14 protein-coding genes are annotated in these 15,439 nt (G+C 53.7%); 10 read left to right on the forward strand and 4 right to left on the reverse strand.

Translation table 11 applies throughout. The features are described from left to right. The first annotated feature begins 27 nt into the window (after positions 1 to 27). From FEAC_RS01530 to FEAC_RS01540, 3 genes are all read left to right on the forward strand, one after another. On the forward strand, positions 28 to 1,005 hold the full coding sequence (locus tag FEAC_RS01530) for a TolB-like translocation protein (RefSeq protein ID WP_160290305.1): 978 nt from the start codon (positions 28 to 30) through the stop codon (positions 1,003 to 1,005). A gap of 1,363 nt (positions 1,006 to 2,368) precedes the next feature. After that, on the forward strand, positions 2,369 to 3,688 hold the full coding sequence (locus tag FEAC_RS01535) for a M23 family metallopeptidase (protein ID WP_035388375.1): 1,320 nt from the start codon (positions 2,369 to 2,371) through the stop codon (positions 3,686 to 3,688). A gap of 511 nt (positions 3,689 to 4,199) precedes the next feature. Next, positions 4,200 to 5,192, forward strand: a complete 993-nt coding sequence (locus FEAC_RS01540) for a COX15/CtaA family protein (protein ID WP_081900943.1) — start codon at positions 4,200 to 4,202, stop codon at positions 5,190 to 5,192. Positions 5,193 to 6,247: 1,055 nt separating this feature from the next. On the opposite strand, the gene FEAC_RS01550 is transcribed toward FEAC_RS01540, so the two are convergent. Together FEAC_RS01550 and FEAC_RS01555 are read right to left on the reverse strand one after the other, a co-directional pair. Beyond that, a complete protein-coding gene (locus FEAC_RS01550) occupies positions 6,248 to 6,430 on the reverse strand; it encodes a hypothetical protein (protein WP_035388378.1) in 183 nt (60 codons plus the stop codon). A gap of 138 nt (positions 6,431 to 6,568) precedes the next feature. Continuing rightward, positions 6,569 to 7,312 (reverse strand): YwaF family protein, encoded by a 744-nt coding sequence (locus tag FEAC_RS01555; RefSeq protein WP_035388379.1) that lies wholly within the window; start codon positions 7,310 to 7,312, stop codon positions 6,569 to 6,571. A gap of 733 nt (positions 7,313 to 8,045) precedes the next feature. Between FEAC_RS01555 and FEAC_RS14430 the strand changes: the two genes are divergently transcribed. The 7 genes from FEAC_RS14430 to FEAC_RS01595 all read left to right on the forward strand — a co-directional run bounded on the left by FEAC_RS14430 (position 8,046) and on the right by FEAC_RS01595 (position 13,054). After that, on the forward strand, positions 8,046 to 8,684 hold the full coding sequence (locus FEAC_RS14430) for a DUF4232 domain-containing protein (RefSeq protein WP_035388380.1): 639 nt from the start codon (positions 8,046 to 8,048) through the stop codon (positions 8,682 to 8,684). A 93-nt stretch (positions 8,685 to 8,777) separates the two neighbouring features. Next, a complete protein-coding gene (locus tag FEAC_RS01570) occupies positions 8,778 to 8,984 on the forward strand; it encodes a hypothetical protein (protein WP_035388381.1) in 207 nt (68 codons plus the stop codon). Positions 8,985 to 8,992: 8 nt separating this feature from the next. Continuing rightward, positions 8,993 to 9,883, forward strand: coding sequence for a DUF4129 domain-containing protein (locus FEAC_RS01575; RefSeq protein WP_052565184.1), 891 nt, complete (start codon positions 8,993 to 8,995; stop codon positions 9,881 to 9,883). Next, on the forward strand, positions 9,876 to 10,331 hold the full coding sequence (locus FEAC_RS01580) for a hypothetical protein (RefSeq protein ID WP_035388383.1): 456 nt from the start codon (positions 9,876 to 9,878) through the stop codon (positions 10,329 to 10,331). The genes FEAC_RS01575 and FEAC_RS01580 overlap by 8 nt, the downstream gene beginning before the upstream one ends. Continuing rightward, positions 10,316 to 11,293 carry an AAA family ATPase gene (locus tag FEAC_RS01585; protein ID WP_201773813.1) on the forward strand — a complete coding sequence of 326 codons (978 nt, stop codon included), beginning with the start codon at positions 10,316 to 10,318 and terminating at the stop codon, positions 11,291 to 11,293. The genes FEAC_RS01580 and FEAC_RS01585 overlap by 16 nt, the downstream gene beginning before the upstream one ends. Beyond that, on the forward strand, positions 11,293 to 12,561 hold the full coding sequence (locus FEAC_RS01590) for a DUF58 domain-containing protein (protein WP_035388384.1): 1,269 nt from the start codon (positions 11,293 to 11,295) through the stop codon (positions 12,559 to 12,561). The genes FEAC_RS01585 and FEAC_RS01590 overlap by 1 nt, the downstream gene beginning before the upstream one ends. Beyond that, on the forward strand, positions 12,551 to 13,054 hold the full coding sequence (locus FEAC_RS01595; protein WP_035388385.1) for a hypothetical protein: 504 nt from the start codon (positions 12,551 to 12,553) through the stop codon (positions 13,052 to 13,054). Before FEAC_RS01590 ends, FEAC_RS01595 begins: the two co-directional genes overlap by 11 nt. Positions 13,055 to 13,103: 49 nt before the next feature. On the opposite strand, the gene pyk is transcribed toward FEAC_RS01595, so the two are convergent. Next, positions 13,104 to 14,579 carry a pyruvate kinase gene (gene pyk, locus FEAC_RS01600; protein ID WP_052565187.1) on the reverse strand — a complete coding sequence of 492 codons (1,476 nt, stop codon included), beginning with the start codon at positions 14,577 to 14,579 and terminating at the stop codon, positions 13,104 to 13,106. A gap of 277 nt (positions 14,580 to 14,856) precedes the next feature. After that, complete coding sequence (locus FEAC_RS01605; protein ID WP_035388387.1) at positions 14,857 to 15,375, reverse strand: hypothetical protein; 519 nt, start codon at positions 15,373 to 15,375, stop codon at positions 14,857 to 14,859. Between the last annotated feature and the right edge of the window lie 64 nt (positions 15,376 to 15,439).

The raw sequence follows: 15,439 nt of genomic DNA on the forward strand, positions 1-15,439 counted from the left end.
CTCCTGGGGATGATGAGCAAGACTAAAGTGTCGGTAGTATCAGCCGCTGTGCTAGTAGTTGTTCTCGTCATGGGAATAGTCATCTTCGGTAGGATCAACGGTAACACGACCAGACCTGGCGCAACAGCCCCGAATGCTGTAGGTGGTGGATTACTTGTTGGGGTTGGACCATCACTAGGTGGAATATCTATCTACAGTCCGCTGTCCGGACGGCCACTCAGGGAACTTACCGCACCCCCGTTTGGACATTTCCCTTTTCTCAGCCCCAACGGGAGTTCAGTATACTTCACCACTTCAACACCAGGTAGCGAGGAGACCTGCGAATCTGACATTGAGAAAAAGCTGATCGATGGCAAGAGCCATCCGATTGTCCAGGGCCAACATATCAACATCAACTCCTTTACCATGACCCGGAACCGACACTGGGCACTCTGGCTCTCTTCAAGTGCGGGTTGTAACCCCAGACCTCCGTATGCGCTGCACAAGATGAATGTGAAGACCGGCCAGACGCAAGTGCAGAACTACCGTACTTTCGTCGATTCCATGGCCGTAACGGCCAACGGATCGGAACTTGCGCTCGAACAGGGAGCGATAGCAGTCCCTGCCAGTCAATCACGTGAGAAGATCTACCTCTATGCATGGGCGAGCGCCACACCGGAGGCGAGTCCAGCGAATGTCTTGCCATGTCCCAAGGGCGACTCTGAATGTACTCAGACATCACCTGCCTTTACCCAGAACGGCGAGCTCTTCTATATCGCATCTATCGGACCCCATGACGTAAACTGTTACTATGGTGGATGTGCAACACAGAGGTTCATACTCGTGCGTATGCATCAGCACAAGGCGATCCAGGTCGCCTCTGTCGTCGCTCCGAGTTTCCAGACCTATCTGGCCGTCTCGCCATCCGGCAACGAAGCAGTGTTGAGCATTGGTAGGCGGTCATACTTTTGGAAGGCAGGTCATGGGCTGGTTCGCATAGCGACGCTGTACGAGGAGTCATGGTAGCAACGTGAGCAAGCAGTTCATTGTGGTGGTGACAGTTGCGGACTGAGTATTTGCTACTTCCACTTGATCACTCGAACTAGGCGAGTCGGCACGCGCTTAGATCACGATGGGCCTCTCAATACGCTTGATGCAGTAGATGAAGTTGCACCGTTTGGTCCGAAGTGGCCGCTTGTTTTCAGCCGTTGGGGTTTGGGGACGGGCGCTGTAGGTGGGGAGACTTGTCAACGTATCTTCACTCCACCGAATTGATCCCACGCTACTTTAGTTCAGAATGCAAGTAGAGGCGTGCACAAGGGGCTGTCCAGTGGGATGTGGTAGCTTCGCGTGCGGGGATGATGAATCGGGATACTGTGTTGGAATATCTGAGTGTCCTGCGGACGGGCGCATCGCAGTGACGATAGCGGATTGGTTAATTCAACATGCCATGGCCTTTCCTCTGGCAACGACCTAGCAGAAGACACTTTTTGAGTGAGGCGCCCTTGGCGGGTTGAACAAGTGGCAACCTGTGGGGAGGACACTACACGGTGCCTGGAAGACACTTTAATGTGGAAGACACCCCTAGAGTTCGAAAGACTTCGTAAAAAGAGCAACTCTTTTACTGTCTTCCTGATGATAGTTATACCTATAGGTGATTTAGAGGCTTCATAATTGAGCTGTTAACTCGAAGCCGGTCTCTGTGATTAATTCGCGAAGACCGGCTTCATTGGACGTTGAACCGACATTCATAGGGCGTGAATGGAGGACTTCGCGCGCTTGAAGTCTGCCAGGACTCGGCACAGCGGACCCAGCGAAGCGTAACCGCGCCCAAAGCTGTGTGAGCAGCTTAGGAAGCCATGTCCATAAGGGCGACGAGGATGTCGCTTGTTGTTTGTGTCACTGCGTTGTGAAGCTGCCAAGCCGCATTGGCAATTGATGGCAACTAAGCGGTTGGTGCGCCGACGACGTGACGATGATTTCTTCTGTCTAGAAGGACTAAGGAGCTCGTGTTCACATAGGACGGTGGGCCCGATTAAACACCTGTGGCGAGCAGAATTGCCGCAGCTAGTGGTTTTGCAGAGATCGATGCCTGTGTCACATCGCGATCTGGTCATCCTCGGTCCAGCCGATACACCTCGTTGCGCTCGGCGTTTTTGCACATATGTGACGGATTGGTACGCTTTGGTCGACCAATAGTGTGACGCCGTGACCGTCAACCTCGTCTTTAGAGTAAGAGTGAAGGTCTGCTGGAGCTTGAGCTTTAAGAAACTTCTGCCGATACCCCCAAAGCGGGGTGTGGCTTGGCCGTTCGTGTGTTAGTCTGTTGCAAGACGATTTCGGACGAGTCCATGCGTGGATCACAACCGAGTATCTGGAGGGTTTGCAGATGAAGAAGCAGTTCAGGCGTAATGCCTGGCAGGCTATCGGCGGTGCGGCACTGGCTGCAGTGGTGCTTTCGGCAGCAAGTTCCTCGGGAGCTACTCCTGAGTTAGCGAGTTCCGTCCAATCAATGCGGCAACAGGCCAGCGTATTGACGCAGAAGATAGCGGCCCTGAACGCACAGGTTCAGTCGATCAGTTCGCATTATGCGTCGGTTCAGGGTCAAATTCGCCAGCTGCAAGGGAAGGAGAGTGGCGTCGAAGCTACTATCGCTCAAAAGCAGCGGGAGTTGAAGAAACTCCACGGAGAGATAGTCAGTGAGGCGGTGTCGCTTTTCGCACAGGCTGGTACTGATTCTCAGGTGTTGAGCGTCCTACAGGACAACCCAAACTCATCTGCGGTGGCCCAGGTGGATATATCGACAGCGTCGTCGACGCAGGAGCAGGCGGTTAACGCCTATCAGGCGGTCCAACAACAACTCGCTATCCAAAAGTCGCAGCTGCAGGCTGATAAGGCGCAACAGACGTCGTTATTGTCATTGTTGAGCACACAGGAGGCAAAGGCACAAACCGCGCAGCAACAGGTATCGACGGAGTTGGCGAGTGTAAACTCGCAGATCCAGCAGATGGTCACTGCTCAACTGGCCGCCCAACAGCGGGCTCGACAAGCTCTGCTTGTGCAGCAACAGCTTGCAGCAGAGCGCATTGCAGCAGCACAACAGGCAGCGGCAGCACAACAGGCAGCACAACAGGCAGCGGCCGCCAGTGCCAGCCAAGGGCAAGCCACAAGCCCTAGTCCGCAAGCGCCCGTCGTGGTGAATCCGTCGCCAGCCGCGGTGGCGCCTAGTGGTTATGCAAACCCGCTTCGCTCGATAGGCGGCCTACAGTCCTGGCGAGTTGATCAAGGTGTCGACTACAACGGCTACGGCCCGATCTATGCGATTGGCGATGGGGTAGTCTTGTCTACGTTTAACGGAGGGTGGCCCGGAGGTACGTTCATAACCTATCGACTTACCAATGGTCCCGCGGCAGGACTAGTAGTTTACGCCGCTGAAGACATCAACCCGGATGTCAGCGTCGGGCAAGCAGTAACCCCTAATACCGTCATCGGGACGCTTTACAACGGGCCTGATGGTATAGAGACTGGCTGGGCCGACGGTGGAGCCCTCGGTGAGACGATGGCAATGAGCTATGGCCAGTTCTATGGATCCAACACTACGGGATTTGGCTACAACTTCTCACAACTGCTTTCGTCACTTGGTGCTCCTGGTGGAGTTGTACAAAATAGCCCGACTGGCTCGGTTCCAGGAAACTGGCCGCAGTGGTGATCTACTCTTGGCGTGTTGATTAGCTGCACATGCCGATTCAACGAGCTTTGGAGTGAATCTGGATACCGATCTGCAGAGACGGTAGTACTGGGTATTAGGGTTTAGCTTACCGGTGATACCGTTTCCGGTTGGGGCAGCATCATCAAACAAGAGCTGTTCTTCGCACATCGGGACGACTATACGATAAAGAGCCGAGTGCTTGTGGCTGGGTTTGCTTAGTAGTAGTTGGGTTAGCAGACGATCATCCATTCCAGGTAGGTTTGGAAGGCCGCGGTGTTTTGGATCACTAGTCAAACCTTCGGAACGAAGTGTGTGGTTCTACTTGTTTTGCTGTAATGAACTAATGTTTGCTGTGGCAATATCTTGCCATGATTGGTGAGCCTATCAACTCTTTCGCTGACTGAATAAGCGTTAGTTCAAATTGGGTCCCCAAAATTTGGAACCATTGCGCGTGTGTGCCTAGAATCCGGCTATTGGCTTCCCAAGTTAGGATTCAGTGAAGGGGTGAAGTTTGAACGATAGTGGTGGGGATTTCGACATGGGGTATGTTTCGGGAGCGCCTCCCAGGTCCGACAGCCCAAAACTCTTGCGATGGATCTCCTTGTTGGCTCTCATTGCTACATATTGCCTGATTGTGCTTGGCAGTACCGTTCGGGTGACTCATTCGGGAATGGGGTGCCGCAGCTGGCCGCTCTGTAATGGGCATATTGCACCTTTGGATAATTTTCATTCTGCCATAGAGCAGTACCATCGCTATGGTGCAGCAATTGTTAGCGTACTCGTCTTTTATACTGGTTTTCTGGCCTGGAGACACTGTCGGCGCCTGCCTCGCGTGTTCGTTCCAGCTTTGTTGTCTTGTGGGGTTATCCTACTCCAGGTTGCCCTCGGTGCGTTGACGGTGCTCACTCACAACGCGCCGATTACTGTGGGGATGCATCTGGTTACAGGACTCATTGAACTTGCTATCGTTACAGTGGTGGCGGTAACTACTCGCAGTGGCTCGTCTTTGCCAACTGAACGAGTGGCTCTGCCGACGGGTCTAACTAAGCAGAATGTACTCCGATGGGGTCTTGTCGCGGTCATGTCGACGCTCGCTATTATTATCACAGGTTCGGTAGTTGTTAATACCCATGCGTCCAAGTCCTGTCCCCAATGGCCATTCTGCGCCGGTCCGTTGCACTTGGTTGCTGCCCAATACCTTCATAGGGGGGTAGTGCTAGTAGGCGTTGTGCTAATTGGCTTGGCACTCCACAGGGCATGGGGAAAGTGGAGAGGGCTAGGAGTCGGTGCGATTATCGTGATCGACGCTGTAATTTTGGCGGTACAAATCGTGATTGGAGCGTTCTCAGCGATATTGCGAGCTCCCGCTTATATTCAGGATCTTCACCTGGCCACAGCCGCGCTGTTTTGGGTTGGAATCATCACCTTCGCGACTATGGCATGGGATCGGATGTCCTTTCACGAGGAGCAGTTGCAGTCTCAGCTAGACCAACAGGTTCGATGACAGCGCGGACTGTATAAGGTGCACTTGGCAGGATACGCCGCAACTTTATAACAACACTTCTGTATTCTGCCACAGCGTACTGTGCCAAAGTGAGGCCAAGGTCCTCTTGTTCAACGGATGCCCCGTACCCCGTGGCGTACGATCACCAACCCTGATGCAGCCGGCATGGACGGCCGCTGGCAGCTGGATTACTTCATACAAATAGCCGAGAAGAGATATTATGTCAAGTGTCGGCGTAGATCAGCACTAATTTGCTGTCTTGTCTCAAATAGGACCGCTCCTTCCTGGCGACTGCCAATATCTGCCAGACGCTGAAGTTCAAGTTCGCACCTCTCTAATGTCAGTGCTCTCTTAGCGCCTGCAGAGGAGGCGCGTGCCAACCGGCTTAGGAGCGGACTTGTGCCACATACGCCGAAACGGACCCAAGGACCTGACCCCTAGCCTCGTCCGGAGACTTGAAACTCCAGCAACGACTCTTCATTCTTGGGACTGGCTCGCCGACCGCGAGATAGCATTCGTCTTAGAGTTGCCATATCACATGGATTCATTTGCGTTCAAGCTGTTCCATGAAGTTGCCCAGCTCTTGTTTGCGCATGTACGGCCAGGCGAATTGAACGTTGATGGGGATCGATGGCGCCAAGATTCTAATGCTGTCAGGCACAGAGAATGGGTAAACATTCGATGTTACAAGTCTATAGAGGACCCCTTTAGAGATGTTCCGCTACTCAGATCCGGCAGACACCTTAGCCGTAGGTGTGGCCTTCAACGATTGTGTGGATGTGGACACACATGCCGTAGGCAAAGCTGTCGCCGCCATTGCTGGGCCAACCACCTACCTACGTCGCATTGCGGCAACCTCCTGGCGCCATTTGCTCCGTATTAAACACGAGTGATGCCCCAGCGAACTACCAGCAAGGGGTTTAATGGTTAGGGATCTCACCGTCTCGTCATAACTATGTTGTGAATATTCCCAGGTTCTCCTTGGGAATCGCAGGAAACGATACCCTCAATAATATTGCGCAACCAAGGTGCGTTCTTATGCTTTCGCGGGTTGTCTATGATCCCAAATCCAGCCTCATGGACACTCTGGTGACGGTATTAGTGGAGCCGGTGGCGTGGCCCGGCTTGGAAGAGACAGCTAGCACGATGATCGGTAGCGTCACAAGCAGGAGCGCCACAAGTAGGGCTATACCAACCCACCGCCCATTCCAGGTCTTTGTTGGCTGATTCGGTTCCACCCTACCTCCTAACGCTGTCAGTCTAGCTCGGAACTGACCTAAGGTTGAACTAATCCGAGACACGCCCGTGCGGTGGAGGCCGACAAATTAATTGTTCCGTAGGTCCGTTCATCAAGGTAGTACGGGCATTGCCTAGGTTTACTGGTATTCATCAAGAGGATAACCTCTGCCCACTTCTGTTGTCGAAGCGCTCGGTATAGTCTGCCGTTCGTGCGCACGTATGAACCAGAACGGTAGATTTAGAGCCAAGAAGAACACTAGGGCAACTAGGCCGGCAATAGCTATGTACCAAGGCCATGGTCCAAATAGGTTCAGAATGCTCCAGGAGTGTGGTCGCCTTCTGAGAAACATATAGTTTCCACCGGTGCTCCAGTCGACAAAAGCGGTAAATGCGGTATAGAAAACGGTAATAATGTAGACTTTCACCACCGCAAACCTGTTTGGAACAATTTGAAGACCAACCACCAAATAGATGGCAGCTACTACTACGGCTAGATGGCCCAGAGTATATTGAAATACAAGAAGGTTTGGTAAGGTTCGAGGTAGATCTGGGGTAATTATTCCCTCAATCACGCCAGCTAGTGCCCAAAAATAGAGTACTTCAACAAGGAGTTGGGTTCGCCACCAACAGGCAGCAGCTGCAACGAATACTGCTATATCGCAGAGATATAGCGGCAATCCATAACTGGGTCTCCATGGACCATCAGTAAATATGGTGTAGAACCAGAGCAGTCCTTTTGCTAACAGAAGGATCGAGAGAAAACGAGCAATTGTGACGCCTTTCCCATCATGGTCGACGCGCGCAATACGGCAAAATACCACGGTGGCCACTATAGCTACCACGATTCCGCCGATGTAGTAATGGAGTGTTGTTGGTGTCATCCGTGTGGTAGGTCTCCCTAGGCAGCAGTTGCACTATCTATTCCCGCAGTTCTTTACCACCCTTCAGATCTCAGATTAGTTACCTTAGGTCAAACCCATGCCTGCACTGTTGGGAATTCGGATGCGGATAATTAAAGGTCTGGTGTCTGTAACAGACTGTGTCCATTGATCGGAGCTGATCTCCGGGGATTGAATGTGACCATTAACTGGTGAACGGAAGAGCCTGCATACCCCTCTACCCCACTTCTTGTGGCCACGTCCAGCAGAGTGGGCATCAAGGGTGCCATGGCATGGTTCTTTGGGCTTGAGCCTCCCACACAGGCCTTTCCATCGTTCATATAGCAGATGAGCCAATCTGTCCGGAGAAGCTGCCATCGCAATCCTCCATGGTGGTTACGCATCAGTAGACCATCCACCCTGTGTACTGCCATTATTGTGCATATGCTGGGCGGTGCATCCAGATAAGTCCTACCTCCAACGCGCCATCTTCTGGTCCGCAGCGATGCACTGATTGCTGAGAGACGCTCGCAGTTTAAAGTTCGGAGATCGGGACACCAGGGGTCAGGGGATTGGTGGTGAAAATGTTGAGTATTTGCTATCCGCTGTGATAACTCGCGTCGCGAGGTTAGGTTTTGTGTCGTATAGTCCGATTCTCTGCAAGGAACCCTAGGCTCGGTTGGGTTCGAACTAGCCTGAGGGGTGTCCTGATGTCAATTCGAGAGGAGCACAGGTGATGAGACATTTTCGAGAGGATCATGTCAATGACCGGAAGCGAATATTTACAGCGACGTCTGTGATTCTCGTGGCCGGGCTTGCTTTGGCGGCCTGTGGGTCTTCTAGTTCGCCGTCGTCTACCTCTTCTAGCAAACAGACCAGCAGCTTGAAGTCGAGTTCGAAGAAGACAAAGTCATCGGCTGCTTCGACCGTTGGCCAGGTTAGTCGTTGCCGATCTGCAAACCTTGTTGCGCACATGGTATCTACACAGGGTGCTGCTGGAAGCATTATTAGGACTTATACACTGGTAAACACCGGCTCAACGAGCTGTACTCTGTACGGTTACCCAGGGCTCCAACTGCTTGGGGCGAGTGGCCAAAAGTTGCCCACTGAAGTGCTTCGTACACCAGCCGCAGAGGCTACAGTTAAACTGGCTCATGACGCCAGTGCGGCGTTTTCACTGAAGTATGCTGACTCGACTGGCTATGGCAGCGAGTCCTGTCCTAGCTCCGCCAGTTTGGAGATTACGCCTCCGAACGCCTATCACTCTCTCACCGTAACGGGAGCTGCTGGCGTCATAGACGCTTTCGGAGGTACTACTCAGGCGCTTAAATGCGGGATTCTCAACGTTGAACCTGTAGCCGCCGACCAAGGCTAGAGGGCCGCTCGAGCATCTCATGGGAGAGTGGGATGATCGCTACGACTGTGATATCCTTACTATAGGTCGTTTAGTGCCACTGAGGGAGATCTGATGTCTGATGCTAATGAGTTGCGGTCACTGGCCTCGACGTATCAAGAACTTGCCGCTAGGGTCGAGAGGATCGAACGTGCACTCCTCGAACGCAAACTTGAGTCGCCGGCGCAACCACTACGCCAAGTAGGGGCCCATTCGCGTGCTATCCTCCGCGAACTCGAGGAGGCGGTTCGTCGAGTCGAACATCACGACGGAGGACGGTGAGATCACCCGTGACTCAGCGAAGTCGTTGGCTTGCACTTGGCGGGGTTGTTGTTCTCATTGCTGGGATTGGGCTTGAGGGCGTTGGCAATGGGACGACAGCGGCGTCAGCTGGGATTGCTCATCGAGCACTACTCACCGCCTTGGTGAGGTCTGCTATGAGTGGAGTCGTGGCGCTCTTGGTAGTTGGTTTTGGCCTGTTAGCAGCCACTGTTTTGAGGCGTGCGAGTCACAGGGGTTCTCGTTGGCTGGTTAACCAAGATGATCCTTTTGCTTTCCCGTGGTGGCTCAAGCTACTGGTCTCAGCCGGAGCTATCTTTTTCCTGGTTTTTATCGGCTTTCTCTTTAGTGAACTCGCTCCACGACGCAGGCACCAGGCAAGATCTATCCAGCGCCACGGTGTTACCAGGAGTCCTGTCCCGAAGGTGGCGCAATCAGGACTCACCCATTTTGACTATCTCGTACCCCTAGTTGTCGGAGTGGCGGTTCTGATCGGGCTCGGCGTAATTGCCAAGCTACGCCAACGATCACAGCGTCGACGTAGTCAAGAGCGACCTCATCACCTTCATAGTCGCGCGAGCTTCGACTCCAGAATCCCATCGCTTGCGCAAGTCGAGGGGTTGATCGACCCACGAGAAAAGGTCTATGCATGCTGGGACTACGCTGAGACACGTCTGTTCCAGCTCGGTATCCGTCGTTTAACCTATGAGTCCCCGACTGAGTTTGTCAGTCGGGTTCGATCGAGCCTGCCTTTCCCGAGTCTTGAGTTAGAGACTCTGGCGAATCTGTTCGTCGAGGCCCGGTACTCAGACCACGGCATCGGACAAAAGGACAGCGAACTTGCTTATGCGGTCGTGACCCTCTTCGATTCGGCGTGCGAACGCCAGCGCTCATATGCGTAAATCTATCTTTATCACTGTTTTGGTGACCATAGTCGTGGGTGTGGCGCTCGCCTTTTTCCACATTGTCAATCTACAAGTCGCGACCAAAGTGGTGGTTGTGGTCATAAGTTTGATATTGGTAATTTCGTCAATACCCGACCAGGCCCGTGCCTGGTTAAGGTTTAGAAATTCGCGTTCGCTACAGAGCTTTGAGCAGGCTATCGAACCCGACCCGCTCGATGCACTGCTGTTGACCTACAGCTCGGACAAGAGTGCCGAACGACAGTTATGCGCGCTTCTCGATGATCTTCTTGACGCTGCCCGGCGGAGGGGTGGCGATCAAATCCCCGCAATCCAGATGCGACTTCGCAATCCGCGATCCATCGATATCGCTACCCCATCCATCCTGGACGACGATCTACTCGAGCACTCACTTAAATTACTGGAGGAAAGTTGGAAGCTCGAATAAGGGACTACCACGATGCCATCATCTCCGTACTCGGCGAGATGAATAACGTGATCCACGGGAAGGATGAGGTAATCTCGCTCGTGGTCTCATCGGTCATTGCAGGTGGCCATGTCCTACTCGAGGATGTGCCTGGAGTTGCAAAGACGCTGCTCGCCCGTAGTCTCGCTACCGTGTTGGGACTCGACTTTGCCCGAATACAGTTCACGCCTGATCTTCTGCCGAGCGACATCATAGGGATGAGCATCTGGGAACCCGAGACTCGAAGAATGGAATTCAAACGCGGTCCGATATTCGCCAATATCCTGCTCGCCGACGAGCTGAACCGGGCATCGCCAAAGACTCAGTCTGCGTTGTTGGAGGCGATGGCGGAGTCGCAAGTGACGGTTGACGGTGTGACTTATCGGCTCCCAGATCCGTTTGTTGTTATAGCTACTCAGAATCCAATCGAGTTCGAAGGTACCTACCCGCTGCCTGAGGCACAGGTAGACCGCTTCCTAACCTCTACCAGCGTCGGCTACCCTGGCGAAGTTGATGAGCGCTACATAGTGACCGATCATCTCGTGACCGGAACCGCTAACCGCACCGTGACAGAGATTTTGGACGTCCATAAGTTGATCGAAGTACGTGGTGTCCTTCAGAAGATATTCGTCTCGGAGCCGATCGTCGAGTACTTGGTTGCGCTCACCCGTTTCACGCGGAGCCGCCCTTCGGTATCATTGGGCGCGAGCCCTCGTGGATCGATTGCCCTAGCCCTCCTGTCGCGTGCATCGGCAGCAATTGCCGGTCGGGACTTCGTCACCCCAGAGGATGTGAAGGCGATGGCGGTCCCGGCTCTTGCTCATCGGATACGTCTGAGTCCAGAGGCTTGGATTCGGGGAGTGAGGCGCGAGAGTGTGATCAACGAGGCGATCCAAGCCGTCCCTGCACCAGTCTCTATCGATGTTGCCGACGATCACCGCTGATGCAACGCCGCTACACGGTACGATTTCAGCTTCTACTGCTTGGGGCATGGACTACGTTAGTGTTGGGAGCCTTCAGCGGTCCAGCAGTGATTGCCGTAGGTACTCCGATGATAATACTGGTGGCTTTCGCACTTCTACGGCCGCGTACTCCATTCGGGTCGACGAGTCTGTCTGCGACAGATGACTCGTCTGTCTGTTTCGAGGGGGATGTTGTACGACTTCATCTGCACTTTGAACACCTGAATTCCGAGCGTCATCGCCTCGAGATCCGTAACGAGCAGATGGTGGTGGGAATCTACAACTTACGATCGAGCGATGAGGTGGTCGAGGCGTCGCTCCCGCTCTTTGGCAGCTACCGGCTAGCTGGAAGTACCCTAATCCGTGAAGGATACTTCGGACTCTACGAGGACTATCTTCCGCTTGAGCTATCCGAACCAATAAAGGTCTTTCCGATGATCGAAGATGTCACTCCGCTAGCGCGGTTAGTCAAAGCTCAATTTGCGCTCGGGCGTCATCGGTCTACACAACAAAGCCATGCTGGTCTTGAGTTCATCGATGTGCGCGAAGCTGGCCCGGGTGATCCGTTGACAGATGTCAACTGGAAGACAACAGCACGTACAGGGAACATCTGGCTCAACCAGCGCAGCAGCGACCTGCCGTTGGATCTCGTTATCCTGCTGGACACCTTCCCTTCCGCTGCCCTCACTACCTTGGTGAAGTTAGCCTCGAATCTCGCACGCGCTCATCTACGAAATTTCGATCGAGTTGGGCTGGTAGTGTTTGGCGGCACCATCGGCTGGATACCCCCGGCCTCCGGGCACTTCCAGGAGCGCCTGATCTCTGAGCGCCTACTTTTGATCAGGTCCTACACAACGGCAGCTGACAAGCGCATCGACCTCATACCACAGCGTGCGCTCCCTCGAACTGCTACGGTCATGGTGGTTAGCGCGCTTTATGATCGTCGAATCATTCAGGCGATCAAAGACTTGAGGTTTGCGGGCCACCAGGTGGTTGTTGTCGGCCCAGTTGCCTTCAACGGATTCGATGCCACTCATCTGAGTGACTCTGACAATGACGACTCTGACAATGACGACTCTGGCCATAACGAATCTGTTTATCGGGTTCCCAGCGTGAGCAGCCGTGTCAAACGCTTGAATACGCTTATACGTCGCCAGCTCCTGGATGATCTAGCTGGGCTCAATGTCACGGTCATCGATACGGACCTCAAGTCGACTCTAAGTCAGAGAAGCTTGAGCCATGTCGATTAGCTCAGTTAGGGTTGCAGGCAGCCTCCTGCTCTTGCTTGGGGTCGTTCTTGGCTTTCTTGCAACCGCAAATGAATCACTGGTTATCACGCTGTTTGCACTGCTAACGGTAGTCGCTGCCATAACCGCTGTCGTGAGTCCGGAGAGGATCGCCTTTCTCTGCGTCGGGGCTGCCATTGTTTGTCTTGCCGCGATGGTTGCCACCAAACCTCCAACGAGTGACGTTGGCCTTCTCCTGCTAGCCCCACTTGGCGTAGTAACTGTGCTGGGTAGCCTGCTGATCACGTCAAAAACCTCAATAGTCGACTGCTTTAATCTTGCAGAGTGGTCGATTCTCCTTGCGACTGGTGTTATCTCAGTTCTCGTGGTAGTGATCGCTATGGTGACCCCCCTGGCCGGGTTATCCGGTCAACTTATCTCAGGGGTCTTGGTCGTCATCGCTATTGGTGTACTCAATCAGCTTGTGAGGAGTTCGCGAGATGCGAGACGCCAATAAGGGTATTTGTCGCCCCTAAGTTTGGCAGATCGCTGACGGAGATGACTACTTAATCGGTCTGATATCGATCTCCAATCGACAGGAACCCCTCCCCCACTACCTGGATCTTTACCAGGTTTGTGGTCCCTCGAACCCCGAAGGGAATCCCAGCCGCGAGTGCGCACAGGTCACCAGTCTCGCATAGGTCCAAATCTATTGCAGCATCGATGGCCTCTTGAATCATGACCTCAGTGCTTGGTGAGCGTGGTATCACTGCTGGAATCACACCATAGCTGAGTGTAAGTGATCTCGCTGCAAACTCGTCTGGGGTGGCGCCAACGACGGGTACATTCGGGCGGTAGCGAGAGATCGTGCGGGCGGAGTGTCCGGACTCTGTTACGGCGATAACTACCTTGAGAGCGAGATTGCGACTGAGGTCGGCGGCGGCGAAACCGATAGCATCGGCAGTCGAATGGATAGCGCGGACCGGATGTGTAAGCAGGGTTAGGCTCTGGTCGGTGACAATCTGTTCGGTAGCCCGGGCTATTCGATCCATCTGTCCAACTGCATCGACTGGATAGGAGCCGACTGCAGTCTCGGCAGAGAGCATGATAGCGTCGGTACCGTCAAGGATCGCATTGGCAACATCGGAGGCTTCAGCTCTGGTCGGTGTTGGGGCACTGATCATAGATTCAAGCATCTGGGTAGCGGTAATCACCATCTTCCCCCGGGCGTTTGCCAGGTGGATAATCCGTTTCTGCTCGATCGGCACCTCCTCAACGGGAATCTCGACCCCGAGGTCACCGCGTGCAACCATCACTGCATCGGCCACATCCATGATCTCTGCGATGCGACCAAGTGCGTCGCGGCGTTCTATTTTGGCCACCAACCTTGGAATATTCGGTCCATGGGCGTTCTCCAGCATGAATTCACGAGCTATAGTCAGGTCCGAGGCGCTCCCCACGAACGATAGTGCAAGAAAATCGACGTTATGTTCGAGGAGAAAGCTGGCATCGTGAAAATCCTTATCCGTCATCGCGGGGATGGAGAGATGCGAATCAGGCAGGTTAACGCCTTTGCGGATGGAGAGCGATCCTCCTTGGGTCACCAACACCGATACGCCGTGCTCGTTACGTTCTTGAACTAGTCCCCTTACGGCACCATCGGCGAAGGCGATACTGTCACCGCGGGCGACCTCTGTAAGTACACCCAATGGAGTGATGGTGATGGCATCAACATCTTCCTCCGGGTCGCCCTCTGATAGCATAAATTGATCGCCCGGCTTAACCAGATGGATACGTGCTGGAAGCCCGGTAATGCGGAGCTTTGGACCACATAGGTCACCGAGAATTCCGATGATTTGGCCGGTACGTCTGGCTGCTTCACGTACGTTGTCGATCGTGGTGCTGTGTTCAGCAAACGTTCCGTGCGACATGTTTACACGCGCTACATTCATTCCCGCCTCTATAAGCGCAACGAGGCTATCGACCTCCTGAGAGGCGGGTCCAATACTGCAGACGATTTTCGTTCGCCGGGGTGCGTTCATGTTGACTCCAGTTAGATCTTCCTAACACCTTACTTTGCCGGATAGAGGAACTCGATGCGTACGGTGGGTGTCGAAGGCGAGTTTTCATGGACAAGTGTCTTCTTGGCAGGTTACAGTGATTCCTCATTTCGCAATACCAGAGCTGGAGTTGCAAACTATGTACAAAGTACCAAAAAGTGAGAACTGCGAACAAAATGGCCACTGTAGAAGATCGTGCCCTCGGTCAAGTTGTGGACACCGAATCAGTTCATCGCAGCACTGCCATCCGAGCGCGGTGTTAGTTATCCTTGGCTGGAGTGGTGAGCGATCGCGCCAGCCGAAGCAGGAAGCCACGGATGCTCGAGTCTGCAAAACGATGGAATACCGCCTGATCCATTAGCTGCCCCGTCCTGCCCAATGGTGCACGATATGTCCCTTCGATCCACAGCTGGCTGATCTCGGATCCCATCTGCGATATGCCTAGTGTGCCTTCGAAGGTGGGTAAGAGTCGCGACCCGGATACAGGAGACCAGGTAATAGGGAAAAGCACACTATCTCTTGAGCGTGACGGAGAGGCGAGAGTTATGAGTACAGAGGCACCGAAGATCCTGGCCGCCTTAAGGTCCATGCGAGCTTGCACAGCACTTTCGCTTAGCTGTGTTCCTGTGAGCAGTTCTCCAAGCCAGCTGCTCGGATGCTGGGTGATCTGTAGCGCAGCTGACTCCCAGTTCAAATCCAGGTCCACGAAGTCCCGAACAAATCGAACAGGAGGTTCTTCTCCATCTACTGCGGCGCCGTCTTCTGCATACTCAACCACGATCGTACTTCATCTCGCCTTTCATCGTAGAGAAAACAATCTAGAACCATGGATGCTGGCCAGC

Source organism: Ferrimicrobium acidiphilum DSM 19497 (genome assembly GCF_000949255.1).
Classification (GTDB): domain Bacteria; phylum Actinomycetota; class Acidimicrobiia; order Acidimicrobiales; family Acidimicrobiaceae; genus Ferrimicrobium; species Ferrimicrobium acidiphilum.